Origin of the sequence: Mesorhizobium sp. M0522, assembly GCF_040321085.1 — a bacterium.
Taxonomy (GTDB): Bacteria; Pseudomonadota; Alphaproteobacteria; order Rhizobiales; family Rhizobiaceae; genus Mesorhizobium.
In genome coordinates, this window is sequence record NZ_JAMYQW010000064.1 from 1 (window position 1) to 19,644 (window position 19,644).

Genomic DNA, 19,644 nt, shown 5'->3' on the forward strand with positions numbered 1-19,644 from the left:
TCACCATGGGCTTCCATCCTTCGAAAGCCCGGCTTCCAAGTCAATTCTGCTTGTTCATCCCGTCCGGTCCGAGGGGCGCACTCCAAACCTCGATAGAGTCAACGCGATGGTTCTGTGTTGACGCGTAGTCGAGCGTATGCAGCAGCGGAAGACGCGCTGCGGTCGCCAACCCAAGCGGAAGATTCCTATGCTCTTCGACACAGCCGCCGCACTTCTCGACTGGCTGGGCTTGATCGTTTTTGCGATCTTGGGCGCGCTGGTCGCCTCGAGCAAGCAAATTGGACGTAGTCGGCTTCGTCGTGCTCGGCACGGTGACGGGCATCGGCGGTGGCACGCTGCGCGACCTTCTTCTGGGCTTGAGCCCCGTTTTCTGGGTGCGGGAGCCCGCCATTCTTCTCGCATGCGTCATCGTATCATGCGCAGTGTTTTTCACCGCTCACATCCCGCAGAGTCGCTACCGCTGGCTCCTGTGGCTCGATGCCCTCGGTTTGGCGCTCTTCGCTGTCACGGGTGCGGAGCGCGCTTTGCTTGCAGGCTTAGGCGCGGTGGTGGCGGTGGCAATGGGAGTGCCGGCGGAATCTTTCGTGACGTGCTGGGCAATGAAAGTCCAATAGTGCTTTCCCGTGAAGTCTATGTCACGGCAGCGCTTGCTGGGGCGATGGTCTTTGTTGTGCTCACGAATATCGGCTTAAGTCGCGAGGTCGTGCTCGGGGCAGGTCTCATTGCCGGGCTGCTCGTGCGCGGCATGGCGTTGCAGAAGGGATGGTCGCTGCCACGCTATCGCGAGCGGCGGGGGCGAACGCCCGATGAGATCGACCGCCTGGATCGAAGTGCATAACGTCCCCGAGACCTGCCAGTCCGCCCCCGGCGCTATGCCAACATCTCCCGCCGCCGTGCTTGATAGGAGCCCGGCTTGAAGTGTCGTCCCAAGTGATCAACCCTTAAGAATTTCAAGGGTGGTCTCCCGGGTTTCAGTCGTGCACGAGGCTGACATCAGCGGCAAGTCGTCTGCGACTTTTTCTTTGTCGCCAATCTTGTCCGGTCTGGACGGTATATGACGCGACGCTAATTTAATGCCAATGGCACGTTTTCTGTTGAGCCTCGTTTCGGTTTTATTTTGCAGCACGCTTCTCCAAGCGCACGCGTGGCAGCTCTTCGGCGTCAGGCAGTTTGGCTTCATATTCGATGTTCCCCCTGGCTTTGTCCTGACGCAGCGTTCGGACCAGGGCGCGGAATTTCGGGGCGAAAACGATGCCCTTCTTACCGTGTGGGGCGCAAGGCTCGGCAAGCACAGTTTTCGCGCAGAGATCGAGCACCGCATGGTCGAGGATGAAAAGCGGGGCTGGAAACTGACCTATAGGCGCGTCACGCCGAGATGGGCCAGCTACTCGGGGATCAAGAACGAACACATCCGATATGTCCGCGCCATTGTGGTCTGCAACGACCGTGCCGCGCTCTTTACCATAAATTACAGCAGCGATGAAAAAATCCCGTACGATCCGATTGTGGCGCGTATGGTGCGATCCCTGGGGGCGGAAGGTTGCTGAGAACCGTTAAAGAGTCCATCCATCTCAAACCCGTCATGGCGCTTTTCGCCGTTGCTTCGAAGACTGATCGTCAGCCGGTATCATTCAAGCCCGTCCGGCTCATAGCCCCCGGAGCATTGACGAAAATGTAAAATCCCGCCCCAATCGTAATAGATTGTTTGCTGGGGATTCGCATGAACCGATTTCTCTTTGCGGTTGCCGACTTTCTGTCCCGGCCGCCTGGCTTCTATTTGATGATCGCCGCGATGGTTGCTTGCACGGCGATGGTTCCTTTCGGGCTAACAAACGTAGTCACCTATGCGCTTTCAGTAGCTGCGATTGTGATTACCGGTGTCGTCCTGATCCAGGGTTATCGCGACACCGCTGCTATTCATGCAAAACTTGATGAGATCATCGTTGCACTGCAGGAAACGAGGAACAATGTCGTCGGGCTAGAGCACGCCGAGCCCGAGGAGATCCAGGCCCATTTGGCGCGGCTTGAAATGGAAGCGGCGGAGGCCGATCGAAAAGCAGAGGAAGACGGGCCTCTGCCCGCCTGAGCGCCCGGCGGCTTAGTCCGACTGGGGCACGGTATCGCCAGCGGGAAGGGCAGAAGCGGAAAGCCGCCCAATCGAGGGACTTTGCTCCTCATGCCGAGTTGGCGATTTCTCAACGGAGAAAGTGCCATGTCTAGGAAAAACCGTCTTGATAAAGACCCGGCCGAAGGCAGCCGCTCGGTAGTCGATGGGGAAGCAGGATCTGGACGAGGTGCATGCGACTGCTTGCTGAAAAGCGGTCAACGATTCCAAAGAACAACGCGTTCCCTTGCTTGGTCGGACCCGCTTGACCTTCGCGGGCCCCGAGACTTCGCCGGCCGCCGCACTCGTAATGAGGATGCGGGAAGCTTGTGCGGCTGCTGTCGCATCGCCCTCCGCGGCCGGCGCCGCCAGCCTGGAAAGATCGGTCGGGCGGAACAGCGCATCGACGAAATACGACGTCGCGTCGCTGCCTCCGTCGTTCCCGGCGTTTGCGGTCGCGCCTGCCGAGGCACCCATTGCTACTCCCGAGGCCACTGTCGAGGCCGCCTGAACGCCGGTGCCGATTGCCGCGGACAGGGTCGAGCCGAGCACGAACACAACCAGCAGCGTGGCGAGTGCCCAAGCCATAAAGCCGTGTGGGTATCCCGGAAGAAGGTATCATCGCTGTGAACGCCGACCCATTTGGTGCGAAGGCGCCCGGTCAGATAGCCGCCCAGACCCGATGACAGCCATTGAACGATGACCAGCCAGATCGCGGTGGACATGGCAAAGGTCGTCACGCTGGCGCTCTCGTTGGACCATGGAGACACGAGGCCGGACCCGAGAAGCATCAGGATGAACGTCAGGCTCGAGGCAGCGAAGGCGCCGGCGATGATCGGTCCCCAGTTGACTGCGGATGACGAGGACTCGACCGGCGCGGCGACGTCCGTCGCCAGGATGGTTGATGCCATGAATTCCTCCTACCGCATGAACACCGCGAGAAGGATAATGATCGGAATAGGAACTCCGAGCAGCCAGAGTAGAATGCCTCGACCCATGATTGTCTCCTATCGAAAGAACGGATGCTGGAAGTAAAACAGCCAACCCAACATGTTGGGGTGGCTGGTGTGTGATCAGGCGGCCTTGGCCATTTCGTTGGCGGAAGCATCCGCGAGACCCGTCAATGCCTCGTCCGTCATGGATTCCTCCGCGAGCGTCTGGTCGAGCAGTTTGGCTGCGTCGCTCATGCCCAAGACCTCGGCCCAGCGCTTCAGCGTGCCATAGCGGGTGATCTCGTAGTGCTCGACGGCCTGGGCAGCGGAGATCAGACCGGCGTCCACTGCGGGAGTTCCCTTGAACTCCTCCATAATCTCCTCGCCCTCCTCGATGATGCCGTCGATCGCGGGACACGTCTTGCCCTGTGCCCGCTTGCCAAGGAGCTCGAAAACCTGCTGCAGGCGCACGACATGACCTTCGGTTTCGTCCTTGTGCTTCTCGAAGGCTGCCTTCAGATCGGCCGATGATGCGGCGCGCGCCATCTTGGGAAGCGCCTTCAGGATCTTCTTTTCCGCGTAAGATACTTGAGCGTATCGAGGAAGAGATCGTCCAATGTCTTTTCTTTCGCCAGGGCGGATTTCCTTTTGGTTCCAGCATTTTTCTGTTGTCGTTCACGGGGTTGTGAAACGCATGCTCAACAAGCGCGCAACGCCGGAAAGGTTCCTTGAGACGTGTCGCTGCACGTCACTCTAAGTTCGTGGGTCACCCCCTGGTTCAATTCACTTCCCGCTCCGCCAGCCATTTCGCTATCGAGGGATCGCATGATGCTCTGATACTTGGCGTCTCTATTATCGAGCTTCTTGAGAATATTTTTGCCGGCGCAGCCATGAACGAGCGCGCCTGACCTTGGGGATGCTGCTCGCCAAAGTCGCCGGCGGCGAGATCAGCCCTTCCACCCCAAAAGAATTCTCTGGCGACGAGAACGATGTCTCCCGCCAATCGTGACGCCGCCTGGCCTCCGATCCGGTTGCTCCAGGCGGCCAACAATGCCCACGGCGAAATAGACGTCCGGTCGTTTTTCGAATTGGCGCGCTGGAGAGACCAAGGAACAACGACCAGCTGTGATGCCTGCGGGTCAACCGCGCGGTGGGCGCTCGCCGTCGCTTTCGCACAGGTAGTTGTGAATGTCGGTTGCAGCGACCGCGGCGTGCCCGAATGCGACCGCGAGCTGGTTGATCTCGTTGACGATGTCGCCAGCGGCATAGAGGCCAGCAATGGCGGTTCGCTGATGCGAGTCGACGACCACGTTGCCGACCTCATCACATTTCGCACCCAGGTCGATAGCCAGTTTCGAGCGTATGGTGCAGCCCATCGCGGGGTAGATGGTGTCGAAGACGCGCACATCCCCGTTGATGAGCCTGACACTGGCTCCACCTTTGGAGTGCAGCGAGCCGGGCATGCATGCCTCTACTTTGACTTCAGCCCTTCTTAGCAATGCGCCAGCGTCGTAGTCCAATGCCGTGACCGCACTGGTCACCAGCATGGTGACGTCTTGGGTGTACGTTCGCAGGAACAGCGCTTTCTTCATCGCATCGTCGGCCGGACCGAACACGGCCACCCGCTTGCCGATAAGCTCATATGCGTCGCAAATTGGGCATAGCCGCAGGGAACCGGCTTCGATCATAGCCGCGATTTCCGAAATATCTGGCAGTGTGTCGACGATTCCGGTGGCCACAAGCACCGAGCGAGCTCGAATACGAGAGCTCGCGGCGACAAGGAAGTCTGTCCCGTCAAGGCAGACGTCTAGCACCATATCGTCGACCAGCTCCGCGCCATACCGCACGGCTTGCTCCCTCATGCGCGTGAGAAGATCGACGCCAGAAATGCCATCTGGGAAACCCGGACAATTGTGACTTTCGGGAATCCACTTCGCCCGGCTTTCGCCAGAGTCGATGACAATCACGCGACGCAGAAAACGTCCCAGATACGTTGCGGCCAACAGGCCGGCCGGGCCGCCGCCGATGATGAGACAGTCCCATAATTCACTACGACTCGGCGAACTTCGCGCCACCACGATGGCCTCCTGACCTGCCGAATTTTGCGCCGTGACCGAAGTGTCGCGATCGCGTTGAACGAAACGCGGCGCAGGTGGTTTGGTTACATAGAAACAGCCACGCTCGTCGGCTAACTCGCAGCCCTGTGCTCGATGACCAGCTTCACGCGATCAGGGCGGTGCTGCGCTCGCCTTGCATGGTTCTTTCCAGCGGAAGCTTGCATAACGCCGTGGCACTTCAAATGCCGGAAGGCCGCGGCCTCATCAGGTCAAATCGTGGCGAGGTCATCGTCCGCGACCGAGCTGCCCTCATCTCCTTGGCAAACGGGTCGTATGGGCAGCCGGAGGCAGAGTATGCCCGCTTGATCGGCAAGCCGGCATCCCCATGTCTCGGGGCCAGGGTCGCTTCACTCCCCACAGGCTCTGGCACGACGGGGCCGGGCCTCCTACCAGGACGGCTCACCGGTGTCGCCGCTCGGTATGAAATCGCGGTGTCGTTCCAAGACAGAGTCGTTGAACGTGAGCGGCGAATGGGTTTCCCTGCGGAGATCGACGAAAATTCCTCGGGTCGCTCCTCACTACCCCCTGGCAGCCTTGAGCCGCGACGTCGAGCGGGGTCGCCATGTTCGATCCAACGGTGCCCAGTCCCGTACGCAATGGCCGCGCGTCCCGAGCAGCCTTGCTGGAGAGTTCTACTGTTCCACTGGAACTGGATGGTGCACAGGCTCTGCATGGTGAAACACCTGTCCCAGGTCGCGCGCGTCGAATGTCTGCCCGCAAACCGGGCAGTAAATGAAATGTTTGGACTCGTCGTCGGCGGGGCCGTCATGCGTCTCGCCCTTGTACCCCGTGGCGATGTTGTTGGTTCGGATGCGCTTCATTCGGCGCCATCTGGCGCCTACCCGCCCGACGTCAAGGCCGACCGCCGCATGGGATGGCGCGCGCGATGGCGAGCTGCGCCGCGACCTCGGCGTGGTCCCTCTGCGTCATTTGTCGGCAGCGATGAGCCTCTAGAGGGGCCGCATCATTTCTCTTCGCGTCCAGCCTGCAGCGCCAAGACGACAGCGCGAATATGCCGACCGCGAGATCGATTGCCAGGAGGCGATGGAGCCCGGCTTTCAGGCGATCGTCGATTGCATGCTCGATGCTAGCGCCACACGCATTGGGGGAACAATGCAGGCCCTCGCCGGTTAAAGACTCGCAGCGGTCGATCCGTCTCGGTGCAGCCACTGCCGGGGTCCGTCGCCAATCCCTCCGAGGCGGCGGGCTCCCTCTCCTACTGCCCAATGCCAGATCGCCTAACCTTCAAGGCGCGCGGCCCAGAGCAGATGAAACGACAGTCGCATCTGTTCCCGGCATTTCAAAGAGCATAGGCAATTGGCGACATCCGGCCTCGTCTACGATCAGCCCCTCGATAGTCGCGACGGAGAGATGGCTCTTTAGGCGCAGCCGGATAATCGCCGCGAGTTTGTGAACCGGCACCGGCGTTGCCCCGGCGTGATGGTCTAGCAATTTATTGATCTCGGCAAGTACTTCTGACTCGCCGGCGTGGGGCAATGGTAGCATGACAGCCTCCCGTTCGGAAAAGTAACTATAAGCCGATGGGGGCGATGTGTCTGGCCACGTACGCTTTTGACAAAACGTCCTGGACTTTATTTGGTGAGTTCACGACCAACACGTACTCACTCTTTGTCGGCCCGATCGATTTGGTCGAGCAATGACCTGTGGTGATCCGGTAGCTCCTGTTCTACCGGAAGATTTAGCGCCTTGCGAAGGTAGTTGCGGATGGCTTCTGCCCTGATCCACCGTCGTACAAGGTCGGCGATAACCTTCTGTTTCCTTTTGTCGACCTCAACCATCGACGAGCCTGCATGCGACCATAGGACCGAACCATCCGAGGGCCAGAGTTGTTCCCTGGGAATGCTGTCTGGGGATCGGATAACTCGCTCCCCGGAAGGCCCCGGTGCCCCTTCGGGTTAGCGCCGATGGGCACAGCCGTGCTATCTACCTACACTTGGCAGCGCCCTCGATCAGTTAAGGTGCGGACCCGTAAGTCGGATCTATCCCGATGTTCCCACATCTTTGGTGGCTGTCCCGGGGTTACAGGGAAGTTTTGGAGACGAATGGACGGTATGCTTTGACCTGCATGGCGTGGCGCGGTGTCTGGATAGTGAGCTCGCACGCCGGGTCAGACTTGGCAGCCTCAGACGATGCAATCACGACGTCATTAGGCAAGCCTTTACTTGCTCACTGCAGTTCGCCATGGGGCATCTCGTTTCGCCACCTCCAAATCGCGGACGCCGGCTGACAGCGAGCTTCCTTCCCGCGATCAGGGGCTTCTGCGGTCGTGGCAACCGCCACCACGTCGCCAAGCTATTCCCCGCGCCATAGTTGAGTCAGGGGCATGCGCTTCGAGGATCTGAAGCTGTGTGTTCCGGGCGCCATCATCGCCGGGGTCCCAAGCCGGCGCCAAGACGGCGCTGCGGCGGCGGCGATGTTTTCTCGGCAACCGAGTGCCAGATGAATATCTCGGCCGACGGGCGCATCAGGGTTCCTCGGAAGGATTCAGAAGCGGCGCGTACCCTGCAAGCTCATCAGCGCTTCGCGCTATCGCTTTCCGTTTCGGCCCTCGCGAGGAACTGCTCGGTTGTCGAGGGAAGATGGTCCTTCAACCATTCCGCCATCGCGACCTCCTCTCGCAAGTTCTCGTCGCAAGCCCGCGCGACCTCGCTTTCGCCCAGCGATTCAGCGGCGGCAATCAGGATCGTGTAGGAGGCGATTTCCATGTGCTCGAAAGTGTAACTCGCGAGTGATCCCTTCATCACCTCGTCGCCGGCGAAGATGCCGCTCAACGATTGCGCCATCGCCGTCAGCTTGCCGCCAGCATCCTTCATCGTGGATGAACCCTCATCCATTCGGTCGAGGCAGATTTTCAACCGAGCAGCCTGCTGCCTCGTTTCATCAAGGTGCAGTCGGATTCGGTCGCTGAGCTCGGGATAATTCTCGATACGGCTCAACTGCCCGTTCAACATCGTTTCGGCCTGCTCTTCCATGGCATGAGCATCTCTAAGCCATTGGGCAAGCCATTCTCGCGCCTCTGACATTTCAAATCTCCTTAGTGGACGGAGAAGAACTGCCGAACGGTGACATTGTTCCCACTTCGTCTGGTCGGATTAGAGAGGTCCGATGAGACGGCTCTCAGGTCCGGCGCGCGCGGAGTAACATCCCTGCCTGCTCGGCACTGCCGCCGTAGTATTCCTTCGTAGATGGCGACAGCAGGGATGCCTGGCGCCGCCTTCAAAAGGGGAAGGACCTCGGCATCGAAGATGTGCTCGAGAGGGCCAGGCCGTCGCCGGCCGCGAGCCTTTTGCTTTTGCGATGGCAGGTCCGGATGCTTTTTGATGCGATAGGCCGTCGCTCTGCTGATCGACGCCTTGGCCGCGGCAATCTCGGTCGTGTGTTCCTGTCGTAACTTCATAAAGAGCCGTCTGATGGTCGGTTACATGACGGCGTGGCACAAAGGTGATTCTCCATTCTCAGAAAATCGCCAAGGTACTTCAGCCAACCGCGCTCAACAGACGTCGGCAGTGGGCGTCGCGGAGGTGGTGTAACTCCGTTCGGGCTACGCCTCACTGCGTCACACCACCTCCGCCGAGTCTCATCTTGATTGATGCTGAATCTCATCCTGATCGCTGCGCCGCAGGCAGGCACGCAGAATGGCCGCGGGGCAGGCATATTAGGCCGGCGCACACGATTACACGCAGCTGCGCCGGACCGAGTCGAGCCGCTCTCTCACGTCCTCGCCGATCCGATGCAAGCCATTGCGGCAGCGTGGGCAGGCATGGTCCTCGATGTCGACGATCCTTCCACCCGCGGCAGATGGGATGGCAACGCGCCGCGGTTCGTCCGACGCTTTCTGGCTCAGGAAGCCGCACGAGAGTAGCGTGGATCTCTATTCACCTCAAGGTGTCGAGCAGCGCCCTGGCCTCTTTGAGGTCGGGTGTCTCAAAGCCTTCGGTGAACCACGCATAAACCGGCACGAGCAGATTGCAGGCGTCAGCGTGCTTGCCCTCGTCGCGCCAGAGCCGGGAGAGACTGGTGGCAGCGCGTAGCTCCCAGGACTTTGCGGATTGACGCCGGGCGATCTGAATCGCACTCTGAAACGCGGCGCTTGCCTCGCCTGGTCTTCCGCCGTCCGGCAAAGCTGTCAGGAACTGCCCTCGCAATCGATGCAGTTCGGCGTCCGGCCAGCGCTGCCCCGTCCGATCGACCGCCGCCTTAGCCTCATCCAATTCCCCGAGCGCCCGTAGCACGTCACCGGAGAGTGCGCAGGCGTCGGCAAGCAGGCTGAGAAAGAATGGTCGCATCCATTCTGCGCCGCTGCCCGTCCACTCCGCGAGACCGCGCTCGATCGCCGCAATGCCGACTGCTCCGTGCCCTTGGCGAGCAGTGGCCCAGCCATTGACCACCGTCGCGCCGGCGCGCCACAGATCAAATTTCTGCTCCCGGGCCAATTCCAGCAAGGATGCGGAGTGCTCAGCGGCCACTCCAGCGTTGTGGCCATAGGCACCCGCCATCGCGCTGTACATCAGGGCAAACCCTAGCGTGTTCTTGTGGCCAACACGGCGCGCCAACGCCAGTGCTTCGGCTTGCCGGCGAGATGCTTGATCTGGGTAGCCCAGCAGCCACAGCACCCAAACCAGGTGCGACAGCACGGCAACCCCAAGGTCTTGTCCGAAGGTAAAGGCTGTGGAACCGTGCCGCTCCGGGTCGTACAGCGCAATAGCTTGCTCGAGGTGCTCCCGGGCGGCGGGCAACTCACCCGTCATTTCGTTGGTCGCCCCGCAAATCCGGTGCGCTACGCATAGTCGCTCCGGGTCGGGGTGCTGCTCGGCCAACGCGAGAATATGTCGGGCGAGGTTCTGCTGCTCTCGAACCGCCATCCGGACGTATTGGACAGCCCAGAACCCATACAGCACGGGGAATTGTTGTGACACGTCGCCTATGGCCTCGACCAGATCCCGGGCGCGGGCGAAAGCGGCAGCGGTTTCAGACGCGGCGTAGCCGTGGCGGGCGATGCACGCCTGGCCGAGCATCGTCTGGAGATGCAGCTCGCGCTCCGCTTGAGCGCGGTCTTCCGGCAAGGTTCGCAAGAGTTCGATGCTCTTGGCAAGATGGCCTGTGGCTTCCGCAGCTGCCGAGCGCCGGAACGCGCGTTCGCCAGCCCGCTGCCAGTAATCGACGGCGCGCTCCATCAAGCCGGCTTGGGTGAAGTGATGGGCAAGCAGCTCAGGCTGGGTTTCGACCACGTCCGGCCACCGCTCTTCCAGCACCTTGGCGATCCGCGAGTGCAACTTCTGTCGTGTGCTACGCAGCAGGCTCACATAGGCGGCATCCTGAACGAGAGCGTGCTTGAAGGAGTAAGTAGCTTCGGGCGAGGTGCCGCGACGGAAGGCGAGACCGGCGCTCACGAGCTGGTCCAATCCTTGCGTCAATGCCGCCTCGGGAATTCTCGCCACCGCGGCCAGCAGCTCATGGCTAAACTCTCGGCCGATAACCGCGCCGATCTGCGCCGCCTGTTTTGCGAACGGCAACCGATCCAACCGTGCCACCAGTGAAGCCTGCAAGGTGCTCGGCACCGAAAGCGAGCCCGCGATATCGGGCTGACTGGCGCGCTCCAGCACGGCCTTGGTCAATTCCTCGATGAACAGAGGCACCCCATCGGTCTGCGCCACAATCCGCTCCAGCATCCCAGCCGGTAGCGCCTGACCGACGACAACCTGGCTTGCGAGCGCCGTTGCCTGGCGATTGCCGAGCCGGCTCAGCGCAATCAAGGTCACGCTGGTTTGGCCGACCCAAGGCGCCTGAAACTCTGGCCGAAAGGAAATGATCACCATCACTGGCAATGCGGCTAGACGCATGATTAACCTGTCCAACAGCTCAAGCGAACTTGGGTCGGCCCAATGCGCGTCCTCGAACAGGATCAGCACGGGGGACCGACGTGCCTTTTCGTCCAGAATCCGGTTCAACGCTCCGAAGGTCTGCTCCTTCTTGCGCTCCGGACTGAGAGCTAGTGGCGGATAACGCTCTCCGCCCGGCACGCTGAGCAACTCGGCGACGAGCGCCACCTCTTCCAGGGTGGCGCCGAGTGGGAGAAGCAGGGCTTCCAGCTTGTCAAGCCGTGCGCCCGCAGACTCGCTGCGCACGAAGCCGGCGTCGTTCTGCCAGCGTGCGATTATGGGCTGCAGTGCGCTGTCGCGGTGATGCGGCGAGCAGAAGTACTTGAGTTTGAGATGCGCCTCCCCGGCCACGCGCTCCTCGAGCGCAGCGATCAGGCGGGACTTGCCGATGCCGGGCTCGCCGGAGATGAGCACCACCTGCCCTTCACCATCTTTTGCTTGCTGCCAGCGGCGCAGCAACAGGCCGAGCTCGTCATCGCGCCCGACCAGCGGCGAGAGGGAAGCCGCATGCATTGCCGCGAACCGGCTCTCAACCAAGGCTTCGCCCAGCACCAGCCACGCGCGCACAGGGCCAGGCAGGCCTTTGAGATCAAAGTCGCCAAGCTCGCGGTACTCGAACAAGCCGCCGATGCGCCGCCGTGTTTCTGCGTCGATCAATGCGCAGCCAGGATCAGCGAGCGATTGTAGGCGCGCGGCGAGGTTTGGGGTCTCGCCTATCACCGTCTGCTCCTGTGCGGCGCCGGCGCCCAGCAGGTCGCCGACGACGGCGAGGCCACTGGCTATGCCGATGCGTGCGGTAAGCCGTTCGCCGGCCGGGGCGGCCTGGCCGACCTCCTCCAGCGTAGCCAAAGCAGCGCGCACGGCGCGCTCGGCATCGGCCTCATCAGCTTGTGGCCAGCCGAAATAGACCAGTACACCGTCCCCCATATACTTTGCGATGAAGCCGCCGAAGTGGCCAACAGTCTCCGCGACGCAGCGATGGTAGGTCCCGATCACCTCGCGCATGTCCTCGGGGTCCAGGCGGGCTGCGAGTGCCGTCGAGCCGACGGCGTCAACGAACATGACCGTTAGCTGCCGCCGCTCAGCGTCTGGAAGCGGCGTGGCTGCCCCTGAGATCGCCGCCAGGGATCGCGTGGTCGAGGTAACCGCTGTATCCGAAGTCGCGCGCAGGGCGGCGATGGCGGCGAGCAGCTTGCGGCGGTGGCCGATCGAAACTACGCCGAGCCCGCTCAGGTCGTCGGCGGTGAGCTGGGGAAGCGTATCAGCTTCAATGTCGTTTTCGCGAAAAGCCGGCTCGTATTGCTGCAGGCCGAGGCTCAGGAGCCATGCCGCGATATCCACGCCCCTTCTCCTCTTCGGCTGCGGGGGGCTGCTCTGTTCCCCGGACTATATCCCAAATTGATGGAGTAGGCAGAAATCTCTCTGGCCAGGCCGCTGAAACGAAGATATCGGCCGTGGACCGGCGGCTGAACTCCGAGATACCAAGATCGCTGCCGCCGTCTGCTGCAGCGGATGGTTCGGCGCTGTGAGGACACTTAGGCAAGCCCGAATGCTAGGACCAGGAAGCCCATTGCTCCGAACCCGGCATGGATAACGATTCCGGCCCGTGTGCTGCGACGCCGCTGGACGACATAGGGCAGGAGCAACGTGATCGGCACGAGCGTCAACAGGACTTGCCAGGGGAAGGCAGCGTGGAACAGCAACCACAGTATCCCATTGACCAGCCAAGCCCGCTCCCCGAAGGCAACCTCTTGCCGCGGCAGTGCGACACCCCGCCAGACAAACTCTTCCCCAATGACGTTCAGTACAAAAAACGGCAGCCACGCGCCGAGAATCCAGTACCGCCCAGGACCGAGCGGCTCGAAAGCCATGAACGAGGGATGAAGAGTCTTCCCGTCTTGCAGCATCAGGAGCGCGGCGCCGATGCCGCCGGTCAGCACGCCGACAGCCGCCAGCCCTCCAATTGCCCAGAGCCAGTCGCCGCCATTCATCAGGCGAAGCCACAGCCGCGCGCCCAACGAACCCGGCAGACGCCGTTCCCGATACAACAGCAGGGCAGCCGTGAGAAGCAGGGGGCCAAAAAGGACGATGCTTGCGGCCAGGAACCACATCACCACAGGCTCTGCCCCGGTGGCGGAGACGAACGCCGGGACGGCTACCCGCGTTGTCAGGAACAGCAGCAGAGCACCCGCGCCGAACAGAGCAGCGGAGCCGCCCAGGCCCAGCGGAGGAACCCGATCAGGCTCCGGCCCGTCGTTCCTTTCATAACCGTTTGCTGTCAATGGCCATTCTCCCGCCGTACGCCGAACGAATAAGTTAAGCCGTGCCACGAAGCGGCATGAGCATTGCACCGCTTAATGAGAGCAGGTTATCAGTGGATTTATGGACCGCATAATCCGCCGCACATCGCGCCGATGCGAAGGCGGGCGTGAGGGTGGCCTACTGATGCCGCGCGAGCCGGTCCATGGGTGCGTTTGCTTCGGCCAACTTGGCCAGCGCTTGGTCGTGACCCGGATGGGACCTCACCGCCCGTTGCGAGACAGCCAGCGAGGTAGCCGGTCTTGAAAACTCTCATTCTCTTAAGGGATTCCACAATCTGTTTAGGCAACAGATGGGCGTGGTAGCATCAAGGATTTTGAGGTAAACTTTGCCGCCTTGAAATCGTGCCGCGTCCTCCGGCTTGCCTTAGGAGATGTTAAATGCGCGGGTTCTTGCTCTTCATTCCGCTACTGCTTCTACACATCCCGATTATATCGCATGCGGCCGACATTCACGACGCCGCGAAAGAGGGCGACGTCGGGGCGATCACGGCAGCGCTCGATGCAGGTGCCGGCGTCGATGAGAGCGATGGAGACGCAACGCCGCTCTATTTTGCGGTCATGATGGGCCACATAGAAGCGGCAAAACTGCTCATAGAACGTGGCGCGGACGTCAACGCCCAGACGACTTGGGGTCCCCCGCTGATGGCGGCTGTAGGGGTAGGCAAGATCGATCTGTTAAATCTTTTGCTGGAGCATGACGCAGATCCAAAGTCCGACCGTGGCGGCGAATCCGCTCTTCATGTCGCCGTCACTCTCGGTTGTCTCGACTGCGTGAAGGCACTGGTCGAGGCCGGCGCAGACGTGAATGCGAAGGCAATGGACGGCAAGACACCACTCCATCTGGCAAAACGCCAGGGGCAACGCGAAATTGCCGACTATCTCATATCCCACGGCGTGGTCTTGCCAACACCAGCTCCGGTCTCAATGAAGTTGGCTTCTGCCGATGTCGAGAAAGGCCGAACCACCTTCACCCGCGCGTGTAACCGTTGCCACAACGCGGAGCCAAAGGGAGGGAACAAAATAGGACCGAACTTGTGGAGCGTCGTCGGCCGCGACAAGGCATCTATGGCAAATATGCGTTACTCCGACGCCTTGCTGGGCTGGGAGGGTGTATGGACGTACGAGGACCTGAACAGATATCTCTTCGGGCCTATGCTCACCACACCGGGCGTTAAGATGGAGACGCCTGGTGTCCCGGACGAGACCGAACGGGTCAACCTGATCGCCTACTTGCGCACACTCAGTGACAAGCCGATCCCGCTGCCTTGAATCGATGATCTCTTGCGCAATTACTGCTACGGGCCTGGGTCGGCTAGTTTGCTCAAATAGTTACCTTTGGTGACCCAACGGCCCGGCTACCACAGGCGAATACGCGCCGGGAACGGTCGACCCGAACTAGGCGCCAGACAGGCATATCTTTCGCAGCTAATGTTCCAGCGCTGCAGGGAGACAACGGCCGATGAAGAGTCAAGAAATTCTGGCCAACACCACCCGTCTCGGCCCGGTTCATCTGCGCGTCGTCGACATTCCCGCCGCCTTACCGGTCTGGCGTGACGTGGTCGGCCTCTCGACCCTGACCAGGGACGGCGGGATCGCCGAACTCGGCGTCGACGGCAAGACCCTTATTGCGCTGCACGCCGGGGCAACAACCGTCCTGCCGTCAAAGTCCCGCGATCTTTTTCATGTCGCCATCCACGTCACGACCCGCAAGGAATTGGCCCGAGTCGCCGCCCAGCTGCGTGCCTCCGGCCTGAGGCACAGCGCTCAGGATCATCTGATCTCGGAATCCCTTTACGTTTCCGACGCTTCAGGCAACGGAATCGAGATCTGCTTCGACACGCCCGAGCGCCTGGCCTCCAGGGAAGAGATGGCTGGCGGCGGTGTTTTGCTTGTCGCCAAGGACGGCACGAGACATTCCGGGCTCGAACCTCTCGATATCGATCGATTGCTGCAGGAGCTCGACCCGGCGGACCGTGTCAAAGTCCCGCTGGCGGCGGATTCCATCATCGGTCACATTCATATGCGCGCGCGGTCGCCCGAAACGCTGATGGCGTTCTACCTCGGCGTGCTTGGCTTCAGGCCACATATCCAGTCTGCAACGTTTGGCTTGTTCGACTGCGGCACCGAGGAACGCCCACACATGGTGGCGTTCAACATCTGGGCTCGCGACGAGCTGAAGGAGCCACCACTCGGCGCGGCAGGTCTGGAGCATTTTACCGTCGTGCTTCCCACCCAGGAAGACTTTGCGGGCGTCGCGCGACGTCTCGAGGATGCGCACGTGCCCTCGCTGCAAACTGACGGGGCACTGGACCTCTCCGACCCTGAGGGAAACCGACTGCGGATGGTGCTCGCGAAAGACTGATCTGACGGCTGTGGGCCTGAACGGGGGAACAATGACGATAAGGGTAATCGGAGCGGGCTTCGGTCGGACGGGGACGGATTCGATGCGTGAGGCGCTGACGATTCTTGGCTTCGGCCCCTGTCACCACATGTTCGAAGTCATGGCCAATGAGGACCAGAAACGGCTTTGGCGTTCGCTAGCGAAGGGCGCGGCACCAGACTGGAACCAGCTGTTTGCGGGCTACGCGTCCTGCATCGACTCGCCCTCGGCACACTATTGGCGTGACCTGATTGACTTCTATCCGGACGCCCTGGTCATCCTGACATACCGATCGCCGGAAGCTGGTGGAAAAGCTTCGAGAAAACGATCCTGGCAGCTATCAGCCAGAGCACGGATCAGGAGTCACTGGGTCTTGCGTTGGTCTCCAGGCAGGTCTTCGGCGGCCGGCCGCACGATCGCGCCAATGCCATAGCCGTCTACGAAGCCAAGGTAACGGCGATCATTGCGACAGTACGCCGGGTCGACTGCTGGTCCACAATCTGGGCGACGGATGGGAGCCGCTCTGCCTGCATCTTGGCGTGGCAGTACCGGACCAGTCCTATCCCAATCGCAACAACACCAAGGAGTTTCAGTCGGCCCTTGCACAGAACTAGTCTGACCGTCTGCAAGAGGTCATGGGCGTGAATTCGGCCGAGCGCGAACGGCAGGTTTGGAGAAGCACCATGTCGCGATATGGCGCATCCTTCCTGTTCGTGAACCGGAAGGATTGACCCATTCACGACAGTCGAAATCACGGTGAATGGGTCCGCTTGCGCCTGTAAAGCGAACGTACGACGTGCTACGAATCTCGTCTGGCTGGTCCTGGGCGGACCAGAGCAGCTAACGTCTATGCTATAGCCCTCCATGGCCCTCCTGAATCCCTGGGTTTGGACACCAGTTCGAGCGGAGCGCCAGAGAGATGCCCTGAGGCGCTGCTGTCACGTGGGATGGCTGCCTCGCAGGCGCCGCCCCCCGATAGCTCATGGGCGGCTTGAGGCGGCGATCGCGGGATAGTCGGTATAGCCAGCGGAGCCGCCGCCATAGAGCGTCGCCGAGTTGAACTCCGTCAGCGGCGTGCGCGTCTTCAGCCGTTCCACAAGGTCGGGATTGGCGATGAACGGGCGCCCGAAGGCGAAGAGGTCCGCCTTGCCCTCGGCGAGCCGCGACGCCGCGAGGTCGAGGTTATAGCCGTTATTGGCGATATAGGTATTGTTGAAGCGCCGGCGGAGCGATCCGAAGTCGAACGGCGCGACATCGCGCGATCCGCCCGTGGCGCCCTCGACGACATGGATATAGACGATACCCAAAGCATCGAGTTGATCGACGATATAGTCGAACTGCGCCTGGGGGGCGCTGCTCGAGACGCCGTTGGCGGGCGAGACGGGCGAAATCCGGATGCCGGTGCGCTCTGCGCCGATCTCCTCGACCACCGCAGTCGCAACCTCCAGCATCAGCCGGGCGCGGTTCTCGACCGATCCGCCATAAGCATCCGTGCGGACATTGGCACCGTCCTTGGCGAACTGGTCCAGCAGATAGCCGTTGGCGCCATGAATCTCGACGCCATCGAAGCCGGCCTCAATGGCGTTCGCGGCTGCTTGGCGGAAATCGTTGACGATCCCCGCAAGCTCGTCGAGCGCCAGCGCGCGGGGCTCCGAAACCTCGACAAAGCCGTTGTTCACGAACGTCTTGGTCGCGGCCCGGATTGCCGAGGGCGCGACGGGCGCGGCGCCGTTCTCCTGCAGATCGACGTGCGAGACGCGGCCGACGTGCCAGAGCTGCAGGAAAATCCGCCCGTCCTTGGCGTGCACCGCGGTCGTGACCTTTCGCCAGCCGTCGATCTGAGCCTGAGAATAGATGCCGGGCGTGTCCTGGTAACCTTGTCCCTGCCGCGAGATCTGCGTGGCCTCGGAGATCAGCAGGCCGGCGGAGGCCCGCTGGCCGTAATACTCGGCGGCAAGATCGCCCGGAACGAAGCCCGGGCCAGCGCGATTGCGCGTGAGGGGCGCCATGACGATACGATTGGAGAGCGTCAGCGAGCCGAGAGAATAAGGCTCAAAAAGTGCTTTGTTGGTCATAGGTCACCTTGTTTGTCCCCGCCGCGACGAGGTCGTTATCAAATGGATTCGTTGGTGCTCAGGCGACCTTGCGGTACCGCTCGGCGGGATGTTCGTTCCGATAGTTCGGAAGCATGGCCTGGCGCGCGGCCTGAAGCGCGTCCCACTGCCCGGCATCGGGAAGCGGCGGGATGGTCACCGGTTCGCGGCGGTCGAAGCCGACCAGCGCCGCATCAACCAGATCGTCCACCTCCATCACGTTGGAAAGCGTGTTGATGTCGGCGCCGACGTGGTCCCAGATCTCCGTACGCGTCGTGGCGGGCAGCACGGCCTGGACGTAGACACCCTTCGGCGCGAGCTCGAGGCTGAGCCCCTGCGACAGAAACAGCACGAAGGCTTTGGTTGCGCCGTAGACCGTCATGCCGAACTCCGGCGCCAGGCCGACCACGGAGCCGATGTTGACGATCGACCCTTCGCCAGCTTTCGCAAGACGCGGGGCCATGGCGCTGGCAAGCCGCAGAAGTGCGGTCGTGTTGAGCGCAACCAGCCGTGCGACGTCATCGGTACTCTGCTCGATGAAGCTTCCGCCGATGGCTGTTCCGGCATTGTTGACTAGAATCCCGATGCGGGCGTCATCGCGCAGCCTCGTCTCTACCGTTGCAAGCTCGGCAGGCTGCGTAAGATCAGCCTGGATGATGTCGATCGCAACGCCAGTTTCCTGACGGAGCCGGGCTCCCAGTGCCTCCATTCGTGCCACGTCACGGGCAACCAGCACGAGGTCGTGTCCGCGGCCGGCGAACCGTTCGGCATAGGAAGCTCCGATGCCCGTGGAGGCGCCGGTTATGAGGACTGATGGAATGGTGGTCATGGCATTGCTCTTTTCTCTGATGGAACCTATATTCATGACGATCATCATGATTGCGGCTAAATATGATCGGCATCATGTAAATGTCAACGGGGCCGACGGAGAATTTTGAAATGAAGGTCAGTCGAGAGCAGATGGCGGAGAACCGTCACCGGATATTGGATGCGGCCAGCCGGCTGTTTCGCGAGAAGGGGTTCGACGCGGTCAGCGTGGCGGAAGTGATGAAGGCCGCCGGGCTCACCCATGGCGGCTTCTATGGTCATTTCAGTTCGAAGGACGACCTGATCGCGCAGACCCTTGCCCACGTCCTCGCCGCGGACTCAGGCGGAGGGGGCGATCTTCGCGCTTATGTAGGTTCCTATCTTTCGCCCCGGCATCGCGACAACTGCGCCGGCGGTTGCCCGACGGCGGGCCTTGCCGCAGCCATCCGCCATCAGACCCCGGCTGCACGCTCGGCCATGACGGAAGGCCTACGATCGCAGATCGACCGTATCGGCAAGGCGCTGCCGGAGTTGGATCCGGCAGACAGACGCCGCGCGGCGATCGGAAGCTGGGCAGCGATGGTGGGGGCAGTAATCCTCGCCCGGGCGATCGACGATCCCGCGCTCTCGGATGAAGTGCTTGAGCAGACGCGTGCCTGGGTCGATGCCGGGATCAGCCAAGTGTCTGCCAGCTAGGTGGTCTGCGGCAGGAGTGCTCTTGTCGAGAGCAATGCGGCTATCGGCGGTGGTTGGGTGGCTATCTTGCAGAATATCGCACCGCAGCGTGCAATCAGCGGGATTCGCGGACCAAGAGGGTTTCGAACTTCCCTGTTCAGGCAATCGCCCAATTTCCGCTAAACTGGCGAATGAAGCCGTTCAACGGCAGAACATCGAATGACCGCTCCTGTGATGGGTTTCGGATGCCGGCCGTCTACTGAGATGGCGTGGCTCGAGGCCGGCGTCCGGAAGCCTCCAGGGAAGGAACCCGCG

15 protein-coding genes and 5 pseudogenes are annotated in these 19,644 nt (G+C 61.5%); 9 read left to right on the forward strand and 11 right to left on the reverse strand.

Features of this window, described 5'->3' with window-relative positions:
• Positions 1 to 311: 311 nt before the first annotated feature.
• The 3 genes and pseudogenes from NKI58_RS33865 (at position 312) to NKI58_RS33875 (ending at position 2,086) form a co-directional block, all read left to right on the forward strand.
• Positions 312 to 838, forward strand: a pseudogene (locus NKI58_RS33865) (trimeric intracellular cation channel family protein).
• Positions 839 to 1,079: 241 nt separating this feature from the next.
• Positions 1,080 to 1,547, forward strand: a complete 468-nt coding sequence (locus NKI58_RS33870) for a hypothetical protein (RefSeq protein WP_352790038.1) — start codon at positions 1,080 to 1,082, stop codon at positions 1,545 to 1,547.
• Positions 1,548 to 1,720: 173 nt separating this feature from the next.
• Complete coding sequence (locus NKI58_RS33875) at positions 1,721 to 2,086, forward strand: low affinity iron permease family protein (protein WP_352592422.1); 366 nt, start codon at positions 1,721 to 1,723, stop codon at positions 2,084 to 2,086.
• A 288-nt stretch (positions 2,087 to 2,374) separates the two neighbouring features.
• Here NKI58_RS33875 and NKI58_RS33880 read toward each other — a convergent pair.
• Positions 2,375 to 2,895 (reverse strand): annotated as a pseudogene (locus tag NKI58_RS33880) (hypothetical protein); the annotation flags it as partial.
• Here NKI58_RS33880 and NKI58_RS33885 point away from each other — a divergent pair.
• On the forward strand, positions 2,804 to 3,139 hold the full coding sequence (locus NKI58_RS33885) for a hypothetical protein (protein ID WP_352592688.1): 336 nt from the start codon (positions 2,804 to 2,806) through the stop codon (positions 3,137 to 3,139). The pseudogene NKI58_RS33880 and the gene NKI58_RS33885 overlap by 92 nt on opposite strands.
• Before the next feature lie 38 nt (positions 3,140 to 3,177).
• On the opposite strand, the pseudogene NKI58_RS33890 reads toward NKI58_RS33885, so the two are convergent.
• From NKI58_RS33890 to NKI58_RS33925, 8 genes and pseudogenes are all read right to left on the reverse strand, one after another.
• Positions 3,178 to 3,671, reverse strand: a pseudogene (locus tag NKI58_RS33890) (YciE/YciF ferroxidase family protein).
• A gap of 504 nt (positions 3,672 to 4,175) precedes the next feature.
• Positions 4,176 to 5,114, reverse strand: a complete 939-nt coding sequence (locus NKI58_RS33895) for an NAD(P)/FAD-dependent oxidoreductase (protein WP_352625183.1) — start codon at positions 5,112 to 5,114, stop codon at positions 4,176 to 4,178.
• 1,284 nt (positions 5,115 to 6,398) lie between these two features.
• Positions 6,399 to 6,659, reverse strand: coding sequence for a hypothetical protein (locus NKI58_RS33900; protein WP_352592414.1), 261 nt, complete (start codon positions 6,657 to 6,659; stop codon positions 6,399 to 6,401).
• Between the two features lie 1,028 nt (positions 6,660 to 7,687).
• A complete protein-coding gene (locus NKI58_RS33905) occupies positions 7,688 to 8,197 on the reverse strand; it encodes a ferritin-like domain-containing protein (protein WP_352625184.1) in 510 nt (169 codons plus the stop codon).
• A 140-nt stretch (positions 8,198 to 8,337) separates the two neighbouring features.
• A pseudogene (locus tag NKI58_RS33910) lies at positions 8,338 to 8,611 on the reverse strand (IS21 family transposase); the annotation flags it as partial.
• Between the two features lie 231 nt (positions 8,612 to 8,842).
• A pseudogene (locus NKI58_RS33915) lies at positions 8,843 to 9,008 on the reverse strand (IS66 family transposase zinc-finger binding domain-containing protein); the annotation flags it as partial.
• Positions 9,009 to 9,049: 41 nt separating this feature from the next.
• Positions 9,050 to 12,394: an AAA family ATPase gene (locus NKI58_RS33920; RefSeq protein ID WP_352828225.1), complete on the reverse strand. Its 3,345-nt coding sequence runs from the start codon at positions 12,392 to 12,394 to the stop codon at positions 9,050 to 9,052.
• 194 nt (positions 12,395 to 12,588) lie between these two features.
• Entirely contained in the window at positions 12,589 to 13,335 is a 747-nt protein-coding gene (locus tag NKI58_RS33925) for a CPBP family intramembrane glutamic endopeptidase (protein ID WP_352790046.1), read from the reverse strand.
• Positions 13,336 to 13,752: 417 nt separating this feature from the next.
• On the opposite strand from NKI58_RS33925, the gene NKI58_RS33930 reads away from it, so the two are divergent.
• The 4 genes from NKI58_RS33930 to NKI58_RS33945 all read left to right on the forward strand — a co-directional run bounded on the left by NKI58_RS33930 (position 13,753) and on the right by NKI58_RS33945 (position 16,368).
• Positions 13,753 to 14,643 carry an ankyrin repeat domain-containing protein gene (locus NKI58_RS33930; protein ID WP_352592406.1) on the forward strand — a complete coding sequence of 297 codons (891 nt, stop codon included), beginning with the start codon at positions 13,753 to 13,755 and terminating at the stop codon, positions 14,641 to 14,643.
• A 190-nt stretch (positions 14,644 to 14,833) separates the two neighbouring features.
• Positions 14,834 to 15,736: a VOC family protein gene (locus NKI58_RS33935; protein ID WP_352592403.1), complete on the forward strand. Its 903-nt coding sequence runs from the start codon at positions 14,834 to 14,836 to the stop codon at positions 15,734 to 15,736.
• Between the two features lie 82 nt (positions 15,737 to 15,818).
• Entirely contained in the window at positions 15,819 to 16,187 is a 369-nt protein-coding gene (locus tag NKI58_RS33940) for a sulfotransferase (RefSeq protein ID WP_352625188.1), read from the forward strand.
• A 94-nt stretch (positions 16,188 to 16,281) separates the two neighbouring features.
• Entirely contained in the window at positions 16,282 to 16,368 is an 87-nt protein-coding gene (locus NKI58_RS33945; protein WP_352625191.1) for a hypothetical protein, read from the forward strand.
• A gap of 366 nt (positions 16,369 to 16,734) precedes the next feature.
• On the opposite strand, the gene NKI58_RS33950 is transcribed toward NKI58_RS33945, so the two are convergent.
• Together NKI58_RS33950 and NKI58_RS33955 are read right to left on the reverse strand one after the other, a co-directional pair.
• On the reverse strand, positions 16,735 to 17,829 hold the full coding sequence (locus NKI58_RS33950) for an alkene reductase (protein WP_352790051.1): 1,095 nt from the start codon (positions 17,827 to 17,829) through the stop codon (positions 16,735 to 16,737).
• A 58-nt stretch (positions 17,830 to 17,887) separates the two neighbouring features.
• Positions 17,888 to 18,676 carry an SDR family NAD(P)-dependent oxidoreductase gene (locus NKI58_RS33955; protein ID WP_352708910.1) on the reverse strand — a complete coding sequence of 263 codons (789 nt, stop codon included), beginning with the start codon at positions 18,674 to 18,676 and terminating at the stop codon, positions 17,888 to 17,890.
• Positions 18,677 to 18,786: 110 nt separating this feature from the next.
• Between NKI58_RS33955 and NKI58_RS33960 the strand changes: the two genes are divergently transcribed.
• Positions 18,787 to 19,350, forward strand: a complete 564-nt coding sequence (locus tag NKI58_RS33960; RefSeq protein WP_023674676.1) for a TetR/AcrR family transcriptional regulator — start codon at positions 18,787 to 18,789, stop codon at positions 19,348 to 19,350.
• Positions 19,351 to 19,644: the final 294 nt, after the last annotated feature.